Origin of the sequence: Psychromonas sp. SP041, from assembly GCF_000470315.2 — a bacterium.
Classification (GTDB): Bacteria; Pseudomonadota; Gammaproteobacteria; order Enterobacterales; family Psychromonadaceae; genus Psychromonas.
The window spans coordinates 42,890-53,386 of sequence record NZ_CBRF02000032.1; the positions used below are offsets into that span (position 1 = coordinate 42,890).

A 10,497-nucleotide genomic window follows, 5' to 3' on the forward strand; every position below is an offset into this window, starting at 1 on the left:
AATTAAACGAAACTAAAACTAAATTAGATTAGATTAGATTAGATTAAATCCAAACTAACCTAAACACTAAAAAAGCTAAACCTGACTGGGTAAAAGTGACACTAAACCGTTTATCAAAGAGGATCGCCATGATAACCAATCGTGGCCACCATCCACTTTTTGATAGGTAATTTTCGCGCCATGTTGTTTGAATATTTCATAATGTAAATCGTTATAAACGCTTAATTGTGTTTCAGCATTACCAACGGTTTGATAAATATGTAAACCAGCAACGCTCATCTCACCATTTGATACCCGGTCAGCTAAACTATTTTTGGGTACTATTTTATTCCAATCTGGATGCTCTGATTTATAAGCATCAGGATCTTGCATCCTTTCAATCTCCGGCCACCAAAACGAACCAGATAATGAGATCACCTTAGTAAAATACGTCGGAAAATGTATCCCTGCGTAGACAGCAGATAATCCGCCCAAACTTTGCCCTGCTACGATGACCTCTGAGATTGATTGATCTGATTGCAACAGCTTATCTGCAACTTTAGGTAACAACTGTTCAGTGATCGCTTGCCAAAATAATTGAGAACAACTCAGTTCCTGCCAACGAGTTTTCCCGTCAATAGAGGGAATTAACAGGTAATGAGCGGGTGTTAGTTTGTTAATATTAGTTAAGTATTGCAGCACAGATAGCATCCCGGAATCTGCTCCCCACTTTTCTCCATCTAATAAAATAACTAAAGGTGCTTTACCCGTCGCCGTAGAAAAAATCGTACATTGGCGTTGATTATCTAGCTGTTCCGCCAACCATGTGAAATTTATATTTTCCGCGATAAACAAGTTCGTAAGCTTGTCTTGATCCCATTCTTGCCAACCTAACTCACGTGGCGCATTCGGTAAATGTAATGAGGAGTTCAGTCCCCAACCAGACGCAATCGACGCGCCGCTATTCAATGAGTCTAGCACTTGCTGCTTTACCATTTCTAACCACCAGCGGCGTTGTGCATTTCGACTTTCGTCGCCTTGTTTGACAAGTTGTGGTAACTGATTAGCTTGAATCGGAATAAAAGAATAACTGCCGCGCCATTTGTCATTAATATCCAAACAAGCAAACCATAGATCGCTGTTGTTATATCTGTTTAAACAGTTAGGTTGCCATGTGTTGTGGTTGGTCAATCCGTTAACATTTAAGATAACCGAGCAGGTTGTTGATGAGTGCTTATCGCCTTCAGGATCTTGCCATATAAATAATACTCTACAAATGCCATTCTGTTGTACCTTGATAAAAGGAGCTTCACATTTAGCTAGATTACTCCACCATTGAGAAGAACCAATAGCATTTTTTGAGAGATCAAAATACGTTAATAAACTGTCTAATGGTAATGGGTTGTTCATTAATAACCTTTTTATTTTTAGAAAAAATGTTAGTCAACATATTGATAAAGAATCTAATAAACCGTCATTGTAAAGCGACTATACCTGATCGGCTTTTAGAATGAGATCCTGTGGTGGTATGCCGAACACTTTTTTAAATGCACTGGTGAAATTAGAAGGATGACGATACCCCGCATTATATGCGGCTTCAGAAATAGTGATTAAACCCGCCTCTAATTGCTTTTTGGCAATATTTAAGCGCCGACGACGAATGTAACTTAATACACTGATACCCAGTGAGTTTTTAAATTTATGCTGCAAACTAGAAACACTCATTGCAGAAAACTTTGCCAAATGGCTCACAGACAATTCCTGACTTAAGTTAGCTTCAATATAAGACATCAAGGTGTTTAAAACAGGATCGTACTCTGTTGATTCATTGACTAAACGAGTACTTTCAAGTTGATTTATAACACTAGTGGCATCATTAAGTTGCATAAAAACTTGAATCAATAATTGCTGCGTTAATGACTCAAGGTTCATCTGCTCAATTACCGTACTGGGTGCACTGGACTTTATAATATCGGTTGTTAAAGCGAGTACCTCAGTCGTTAGTTTCAACTCAAAGTTAGCTAAATGTTGGCTAATAAATTGACTAAAATTATCATTACAACGAATACGATCTTCGATCCATTGATGGGGTAATATAATGTTAAGTTTAGCAACTTGGTTGCCTTTATATAGCGTACGACGAAAACTCACCGCTCTCGTCAAACTAACAATAACACCGCGTTGCTGCTCTTCTGCATCATATAAAAAGTTTAAATCATCATAACCAAAGTCTAATTTACCCGCTAACAATATGGTGATACAAAGCGATTTTTTGGCAGTGGTCAACACCTGGAAATCCACTAACTCTTTAGTCTTTCCACCATATAAAATAAAGCTGTTGTCCACTTGATAAGAGATAAGGTCGCCTTCTATTAACGCTAAACTTGGCTTGTTTTTATCTGCATTATTGGCGTTAGAATGACTGTCAGAAAAAATAGTTTTTTGCTTTAACCCTCCAATTGTTCGGATAAGAGTACCTTTAGGTAAAGTCTGTTTTAACTTTCCTTTAAACTTCATATTATTTTTTTCCATAACCAAATAGCTATTTCGCATAACCTATTATGCTGTGATCTTAATAGTATTTACATTACCATTAATACGAATAAATATCATTACCAACCAATATAAAAACATAATAATGGAACTAGTAATATGAAGCATTGCAAAATATATGCAGGCATTATGATCGCGTTAAGCGGTCAAGTCATGGCAGAAGAACCTTCACACACAGCAGTCATGATTGTGACAGGTGAGAAGATGGATAGAGACATCAAAGAAACCACCACTGCGGTCACCGTAATACAGGGTGAAGATATCGATAAGACGGGCGAAAAAACAATTAATGATGTGGTCACCCAAGCCCCTAATGTGGTGACATCAGGCTTTGGTAGTGTCAATATCCGTGGTGTTAACGGTAGTGGTGCTGCCACCGGATTCTACGCAATCCGAAGCGGTGCTCGTCAGCGTGTTGATACTAATGTCGATGGCGTTTCCGATGCATTTACTGGTTATAACTTTAGTGGTTCAGGTGTATGGGATGTCCAGCAAATAGAAGTACTACGTGGTCCACAATCAACAACACAGGGTGAAAACTCAATTGGTGGTGCTGTTTCAGTTAAAACAAACGACCCTACTTTTACACCAGAATATGCCATCCGTGGAGGAGCTGAAATTTATGAAAATGGCAATGTAATGAAAAACGTTGCCTTAATGGCATCTGGCCCAATTACTGAAGAGTTAGCATATCGTTTTGCATTTGATGGAACTGATGGTCAGAGTTATATTACTTATGATGGCGATAGTATCCCCGTTGATCCAGAAGATTCAACAAACCTAAACTTTCGCGGTAAATTACTTTGGACGCCAGCATTCAATGAAAAATTATCAGTGAAATTGACTGGTAATTATCGTAAAGCCGATGGTAACTACTTAAACTGGGCAAACTGGGATGGCGGAACAGGTTACGAAGACGAAACGTTAACGCTGGGTAGTAACTATAACGAATATCTTGGTCGTAATTACAGTTACAATACCCGTATTCAAGATTCTGATGTTTATAATATATCTTCTGAAATTAAATATAAATTTAATAGCCAAGTTGCAAGTAGCACCCTACTATCGTTTAATAGCCAAACTAACATATTTGACCAGTACCCTACCGAGCAAACTTATAACTTCAAAGATAAAACCAGCAAAATTGAGAGTCAATTGACCTTCACGCCAACCCATTCAAAAGTTGATGGCTTTGTTGGTATCATGGCAGCAGATAGAGAAAACACGGTATCAAGTGAAAGTTACTCTACTGAAGGTAAAACGGAAGAAACGCGTCTAGGTGTCTTCGGTGAAATGAACTATTACATTAATGATCAGTTCACTGTTACTGCAGGCGCGCGTGTACAACGCGAAAAACAACATAGAGAATTCTCTGCTAGCTATGTGACTAATGAAATAGATAATGACATACAAGACACTTACCTTTTACCTAAATTAGCTTTCACTTACAGCCCGGTTGAAAACACAACGTTTGGACTTTCTGTACGTCAAGGTTATAACTCAGGTGGTCTTGGTTACTATAACTACGGGGGTGCTTCTGAGGTTTATACTTATGAAAGTGAGTCAGTTACAGCCTATGAATTTAGTGCTAAAACAGCGTTTAACCAAAGTACCACCATCAACGCTGCTATATTCTACAATGATTACAAAGACTACCAAGGTATTTCAGACTACAAAATAACTAACGTAGATGAAGCACATACCATGGGCTTAGAAGTAGAATTAGCGCACTGGTTAACTGACACTTTAGAAGTACGCCCATCTATTGGTTTACTGAAGACTAAAGTTGATAATGACGACACCTTTGGTGGCAATGAACTATCAAATGCACCGGATCTAAATGCTTCATTGGCTTTAACTCAATACATTGGTGAAAACCTAACACTCGGCGCTGATGTGACCTATGTAAATGAATATTACTCAGATCTTGATAATACAGAAGATTACAAAGCAGGAGATTATGCAATTGTAGGGGCAAATGTTGATTACGCTATCGGCGATCTATTAATCAGTGGTTACATCACTAACTTAACAGATGAAGATGTAGTGTACTTAATCAACGGTGGTTACCGAGCATCAGTAGGTCAAAGCCGTACTGTCGGTTTAAACTTAACTTACCGCATGTAATCCGACTTTTTCAGCCCATAACATTAACGACTAAAGGTGAATCAACAATGATTCACCTTTTTACTAATGTAGCCATAAACAAGATAACGATAAACAATATGACCATAAATCATCAGGTCTTTCATTTGTACTCAAATACACAATGCACCTTCTTGTATTCTTGTTGTGCAGATACCAATATCCCCGTTAAATAAATACCCTTATAAAGTGTTTGTTTGCTGACCCATCTTATGAAAAATTAGCATAACTAAAACTTCAACATCCATTTTCTAGAGTGCTTTCCATTACATAGAATATTTGTATTAGCAAACAACAAATTACCTATGTAAATCTTACACCCCCCTGTACTTATTACATGCGCCTTATAGTAAAAAATTATTTTACACTTTTATATCAATAAGTTAAAAATGGAACAATAGTTGCACCTCTCATGTCACTGAATTGATGAAAAAGAAAATAAAGATGAACAACGTTGCCTACACAGGATATATAGCCTTTTATTTATGTTTAGTGATGTTACTCATTCAGCAGGTAGTTGCCACTTTTAAACCCAATGCAGTCCCTGGGAAAGTTGATGAAAACCTGTCTCAGGATAGTTTTTTTAAAAAAAACATCGTACTTTTATAATGCCTTAGAAAACAGTACGCTATTTGTATATGGCTTTGTACTATGCCATTGCAACCGAGAAAAATTCGAGTCCACGCACTTACTTCTTTTTGATTGGTGTAGCGACAAATGTAGTTATGTTGGTGATATTGGGCCTAGGGCTTATCTAGCCACAATGACTAGGAGTAATATACGTGACTAGAAGAAAAATAAGTCACCAGTGAACAATAACCAAATTAATAAGTATTTCTAATGATATAAACCTAATCTTAAAAACCTAGCAGGAGATAAAATGAAACAGACATTAATTATTGGCGCAAGTGGTCAAATTGGTAAAAAACTCACCCAATTGATGCTAGATAACAATCAGCATGTGGTCGCGCTTGTACGTGATAAAAGTAAACTATCAGATCTTCATGATGACAAATTAACCATTGTTGAAGAGGATCTTAACAAAGATTTTGGACACGCCTTTAATCACTGTGAAAATGTTGTTTTTGCGGCAGGCTCTGGCGGCCACACTAGCGCAGATAAAACCATATTGATAGATTTATGGGCAGCCTGTAGAGCAGCCGATTATGCAAAAAATAACGATGTGAAGCATTTTATTATGGTCAGTTCGATTGGTGCCGACGCACCATCAGAGGGGCCTGAAAACATGCAACCCTATTTAGTGGCCAAACACATGGCAGATGAACATCTCATACGTAGTGGCTTGCATTATTCAATTATTCGCCCAGGTTCGCTCACCAATGAAACAGGTAAAAACAAGTTTACCAATCAGCGACCAGAGCAAAAAGAACAAGCGACGATCACGCGTGATGACGTGGCGAAAGCACTGTTATTTGCAGTGACAAATCCGCCTAAGAAAAGCACTATCACCGAAATATTTAACGGTAGTCAAAGTGTTGATGACGTTTTACCTTCGTAAGGTTTCCATGCCTGTAATGGGTAAATATGTATTATTTAGTCAATAGCAGGCAAAGGTAAAACAGAATGGTATTTGAGAGAGTCGCTATATTAAGGCTCTCTCACAATGACAATTAAGACTTATACAACAGAATATTTATGTTTTGAGAAAAAATTCGGACACAATCAAATTAAGCGTTCATTTAAAATGCGTGTAGCGCATGGGCTAGGGTTTGAATTGGGTCTAATTGGTGTCACCCTTCCCATTATTACGTGGTTTCTACAATTAGATTTCTGGTCTGCATTGATGATGGACCTCCTTGTAATCATTTTCTTCTTAATATACGCAATCATTTACCATTGGTGTTATGACGTGATCCGAGCACGTATTATCTGTGCATAGTGAATGATTTACATAACATCATAAGGGAACTGACAATATGATGCGGTTTATAAAATGTGAGCTTATTATTTGAATCCAAGAGGTAATTTATTAAAGGCACTTTTAAGTAACGATTAAATCACTTTCAAATAAATTTCAATCATCGACCACTGACTAACTCACTAAATCTCTAAGTCTCTAAGTCTCTAAGTATCTAAGTATCTAAGTATCTAAGTATCTAAGTCTCAAGTTTAAAAGCTAAACCACTAACTGAGCCAGCCATTATGTAATGGTGTCGAATAAACAAGACAATTTACGCCCCACTTCATCACTGCAGATTGGTTTTTAGTATTTCAAAAAGTAACGTAACAATTGGAAATCTGTTAATATCTCGTCTCAAAATTCGAGGCGTTTTAGCAGGCTTACTTTTTGTAAGTTTGCTTATTAAGATGAGTTAACGCAACAATCAAAAATAATAATGAGATTTAAGGGGATAAAAATGGGATACAGTGATTTCGCAAATATTTTGTCACAAAAAACGACATATAAACCAGTTGAAACGTTCGGTGCTGAACATCGCATTGATTTAGTTGAGCTTAAAGTGACAACAACAGCAGTATTTAGAGAAAGTGGAAAGATACCTGCTATCAAACATGTAAATGCTTTCTTTAATTTGGGTCGCCCATTACCATTGTTATCAACAAAAAACTACGTAGAGCAAATCGAGTTATCTATTAATAATGAGTAAGTCGAGTAACGTTTCTGGGTAATTTAATGGCGCTCTGTCAACTGGCTTAGCTCTATTTCCAAAGTCTTTTTTATGGGTTATGGGTTATGGGTTATGGGTTACTAACATTATTTTTATGAATGATAAATGTATCAAGTGGTTTGATGCCTAAGACATTCCGATTCCCATTTTGCTCTCTAAGACTTTGATTGATTATATAAATATCCTGTATGCTTCATATCAAATCAAATTATAAAAGTTGAAATTTATGCCTTTTCATTACCGACAATACACACTCTTTTTATTACTCGGCTCTGTTACTTTAGGGTTGTCCGCTGCTAACATTGGTACGGTTACGCTTGATAATGGCGCTACCGTTTTACTGCATGATGATCACACTTGGGAATATATCGCCATTAATACTGATGCTTTGAATGAAGCAAAAGAAACGAATAAGACTATTCCATCAGAGATCACTGATTCGAACATGGTAACCCCTTCTAATTCCGAGCAAGCCTCACTTTTACGCTCTGGGTTATTAAATACTGCGGTTAAATATGGCGTGAAAGTAACTTATAGTGATTCTGTTTGGCAGGATCAGGCGCTTGGCTTAAAGTTCAAATTATCCAGTAATAATTCTGATGGCGTTGTTATTGTTAAGGTAGCGGTCAGTTTTTATGATGATAATGCCAATAAAATAACTGAAAAAACCATCAATGTTTGGCAAGCAAGCTATAGATTACCTGATACCTACTTACGTAAAGGGGAGCCCAAAAATAGTCGAGTTGTTTGGATTGATGGAATCAACAAAGCTAATTGGACCAATAAATTACTGAGTTTGAAGGTAGTTGAAGTTGAAACTCGTTAAGAGCCCTATCAAAAAGTCATATTAGTTTTTATATATAAAAATATCTTTGATAGTTTACCAGGTGCAGGCCCACAACTTCCGCCTCGTTTATGAGTCACTTTTGACAGTAATAGATCGCGTTATCATGATGCATCAGAGCTATAAAAATATGCAGAGATAGCGTCTGTTATTGAACGTAGTGGCAAGAAATTTTGGACGCATTGGCGGCATAGTTTCCCTGCTTTTTTAAGAAAAGAATTTATTGAGTGGACTAGCTTTTCAGTTCGTTATTCATTCTGGGCAAAGGCTTGTTATGCTGTTATCTCAATTTATCATATATAAACCAGCTAGTTAAACCTATTGAAAGTACTAATAAATGAAGAACCAATATTGCACGATTAAATTCACCAAGTAGGCTGAATAAGAAGACAGGAAGTATACTTAAGATTAAAACTATCGGTAGTTTAAATAAATTTAACTTTTGAAGTAATAAGCTAATAGGTAATCCGTAAATAAACATTAAAGGATAGAAATAAAATAAACTTCCCATTCCTATTGATACACCAAAACTAACGTCTGAAATTAATACTCTCACAGAAGTATAGTTTTCTATACCCGCATAAAAATAGCAAAAACCAAGTACAGGTAATGTAATCAAAGGACTAATCATCGCAGTAATCAAATTTTTACATAGATTATTAGACATATTTCGAAACACCATAACGAGGCTGTAGAATTTCTCACTCTCAGCCCAAACTTTAATTATAAAAACACAGTATTTTATATTTACTTGAGATTCAAATAGATTATTGAGTTTCCAATAAATGATTGATTAAATTGAGTTGTAAAGACGTTTATGAGGCTTATTAGGCTGTATTATTCAGGCTAAAGGGCTAAGCCCTTCCGTTAATGTAAACTATTCCTTAACTTCTCTATATTATGAACGAGACAGTACATTAAAGAGCTGTGAAAGTGCAGGACATCCATCGACTTTACATCCTAAAACTTTAATTTTATTACGTTGAACTAGTGGATATCCAATAATTTACTCATTACATAAACCTCACTTTAAATAAATGTTTAATTGATTAATAAGTTATTTTAAGTATCATTTATCTGATAATAATAACAATAAAAAGGTTCGTTTGATGTCTGAAACAACAAAAGCAATAAACTTAGGTTTTGCAAAACAAGCAATTAAATATGTTGATCTAAAGATGACTATTGGTGCAGATAATAAACCATGGAATAATTTTATCACTTTATTTAGCGCTCAAAGTGCACATGACTGTGTTGCTCAAAATAGAGAGCAGAAATACCAAGGCCCTAGACTTTCAAGATTACGACAAGCCGCCAGACAAGCTGAAAAATCTGGGTGTGGGAACTGCGGAGAGCAAACTGCTATTGCATTCTTTTATTTATATGACAGAAAAATAGGCCCATTAGAATACATCAATCGAACACAAGCTGATCATTCTTTTGTAGTTATTGGGCGCCTAGCAGATAGCCCATTAGATAACCCACTCGAATGGGGCGATGATTGCGTAATTTGTGATCCTTGGGCAAGAGATATTTACAATTTACAAAACGTCAATCTGAAAATGTATGGTAATAAAAGCATTTTCAAACCACAAGTTGTGTATCGTTATGATCCAGAATAACAAGATTAATAAAGCTACATTTTTTTATGTTGTATTAACCTATTTGATACTTTTTTATATGGGAGGCTCGTGTATTGTAAACAATATGCTACATCCTCATTTTTTATCAGTCATTTATTTTATTATTGCTGCATTCATACCTTTCATTATGAAAGGATATGGTAGTTACATGAAAATATTAATTTTCAGCATGTTTTCTCTGGCATTAATTGGTCTCATGGTCGCTATTCTTCAGTTACTAGGTATTATTCTAATTGCTTCACCAGGGCAAATACCAAATTTACTTTTATAATCAAAACTAATAAGGAAAAGTGCTGGATACCCATCGACTTTACATCCTAAAGCTTTGATTTTATTACGTTGAACTAGTGGGTGTCCAATACTTTCAATACTTTACGTTAGATCACAGACGACCAGCTCAATAAAGGTTGTTTTTTGTACAATGAGAGATTATAAAAAAAGAACGTGAAAACGTTCTTTTCGGAGAAATTCTACAGCCTCAACGCCTTGCTAAGCGGATAAAAATGGTTGGCTATAATCGCGAAGCGGTGGCCAACTGTTTTTATTCCGTTTAAGCAACTTGTTGAACGAAGCCGCTGTGCGGCAGAAAAACAAAAGACCAATAACGTTCATACTTATTATCCACATCACGTCCTCGTGATGAATAATAGGAGTATAAGCGATGAACACTTCAGAACAACAACAC

The 10,497-nt window shown here is 36.2% G+C and carries 9 protein-coding genes and 1 pseudogene; 7 read left to right on the forward strand and 3 right to left on the reverse strand.

Features of this window, described 5'->3' with window-relative positions; translation table 11 throughout:
- Positions 1-75 precede the first annotated feature (75 nt).
- On the reverse strand, positions 76-1,389 hold the full coding sequence (fes, locus tag SP041_RS15955) for an enterochelin esterase (protein WP_025563635.1): 1,314 nt from the start codon (positions 1,387-1,389) through the stop codon (positions 76-78).
- Positions 1,390-1,467: 78 nt separating this feature from the next.
- Complete coding sequence (locus tag SP041_RS15960; protein ID WP_025563634.1) at positions 1,468-2,496, reverse strand: AraC family transcriptional regulator; 1,029 nt, start codon at positions 2,494-2,496, stop codon at positions 1,468-1,470.
- Positions 2,497-2,631: 135 nt separating this feature from the next.
- On the opposite strand from SP041_RS15960, the gene SP041_RS15965 reads away from it, so the two are divergent.
- From SP041_RS15965 to SP041_RS15990, 6 genes and pseudogenes are all read left to right on the forward strand, one after another.
- A complete protein-coding gene (locus SP041_RS15965) occupies positions 2,632-4,659 on the forward strand; it encodes a TonB-dependent receptor (RefSeq protein ID WP_025563633.1) in 2,028 nt (675 codons plus the stop codon).
- A 462-nt stretch (positions 4,660-5,121) separates the two neighbouring features.
- Positions 5,122-5,435 (forward strand): annotated as a pseudogene (locus SP041_RS21230) (MAPEG family protein).
- A gap of 122 nt (positions 5,436-5,557) precedes the next feature.
- On the forward strand, positions 5,558-6,196 hold the full coding sequence (locus tag SP041_RS15975) for an SDR family oxidoreductase (protein ID WP_025563631.1): 639 nt from the start codon (positions 5,558-5,560) through the stop codon (positions 6,194-6,196).
- Between the two features lie 105 nt (positions 6,197-6,301).
- Complete coding sequence (locus tag SP041_RS15980; RefSeq protein ID WP_025563630.1) at positions 6,302-6,577, forward strand: chlorhexidine efflux transporter; 276 nt, start codon at positions 6,302-6,304, stop codon at positions 6,575-6,577.
- A gap of 478 nt (positions 6,578-7,055) precedes the next feature.
- Positions 7,056-7,304, forward strand: coding sequence for a hypothetical protein (locus tag SP041_RS15985; protein ID WP_025563629.1), 249 nt, complete (start codon positions 7,056-7,058; stop codon positions 7,302-7,304).
- A 247-nt stretch (positions 7,305-7,551) separates the two neighbouring features.
- The gene (locus SP041_RS15990) at positions 7,552-8,151 is read left to right on the forward strand and encodes a DUF3157 family protein (protein ID WP_025563628.1); all 600 of its coding nucleotides are present in this window, start codon (positions 7,552-7,554) and stop codon (positions 8,149-8,151) included.
- Between the two features lie 298 nt (positions 8,152-8,449).
- Here the strand turns inward: SP041_RS15990 and SP041_RS16000 are convergent, their stop codons facing one another.
- Positions 8,450-8,836, reverse strand: coding sequence for a hypothetical protein (locus SP041_RS16000; protein ID WP_025563627.1), 387 nt, complete (start codon positions 8,834-8,836; stop codon positions 8,450-8,452).
- Between the two features lie 442 nt (positions 8,837-9,278).
- Between SP041_RS16000 and SP041_RS16005 the strand changes: the two genes are divergently transcribed.
- The gene (locus SP041_RS16005; RefSeq protein ID WP_025563626.1) at positions 9,279-9,791 is read left to right on the forward strand and encodes a hypothetical protein; all 513 of its coding nucleotides are present in this window, start codon (positions 9,279-9,281) and stop codon (positions 9,789-9,791) included.
- Positions 9,792-10,497 lie beyond the last annotated feature (706 nt).

Coding starts and splice junctions, on each gene's coding strand:
- SP041_RS15965 (WP_025563633.1), top strand. CDS start 2,632: ATGAAGCATTGCAAAATATATGCAGGCATTATGATCGCGTTAAGCGGT.
- SP041_RS15975 (WP_025563631.1), top strand. CDS start 5,558: ATGAAACAGACATTAATTATTGGCGCAAGTGGTCAAATTGGTAAAAAA.
- SP041_RS16000 (WP_025563627.1), bottom strand. CDS start 8,836: ATGTCTAATAATCTATGTAAAAATTTGATTACTGCGATGATTAGTCCT.
- SP041_RS15985 (WP_025563629.1), top strand. CDS start 7,056: ATGGGATACAGTGATTTCGCAAATATTTTGTCACAAAAAACGACATAT.
- fes (WP_025563635.1), bottom strand. CDS start 1,389: ATGAACAACCCATTACCATTAGACAGTTTATTAACGTATTTTGATCTC.
- SP041_RS15960 (WP_025563634.1), bottom strand. CDS start 2,496: ATGAAGTTTAAAGGAAAGTTAAAACAGACTTTACCTAAAGGTACTCTT.
- SP041_RS15990 (WP_025563628.1), top strand. CDS start 7,552: ATGCCTTTTCATTACCGACAATACACACTCTTTTTATTACTCGGCTCT.
- SP041_RS16005 (WP_025563626.1), top strand. CDS start 9,279: ATGTCTGAAACAACAAAAGCAATAAACTTAGGTTTTGCAAAACAAGCA.
- SP041_RS15980 (WP_025563630.1), top strand. CDS start 6,302: ATGACAATTAAGACTTATACAACAGAATATTTATGTTTTGAGAAAAAA.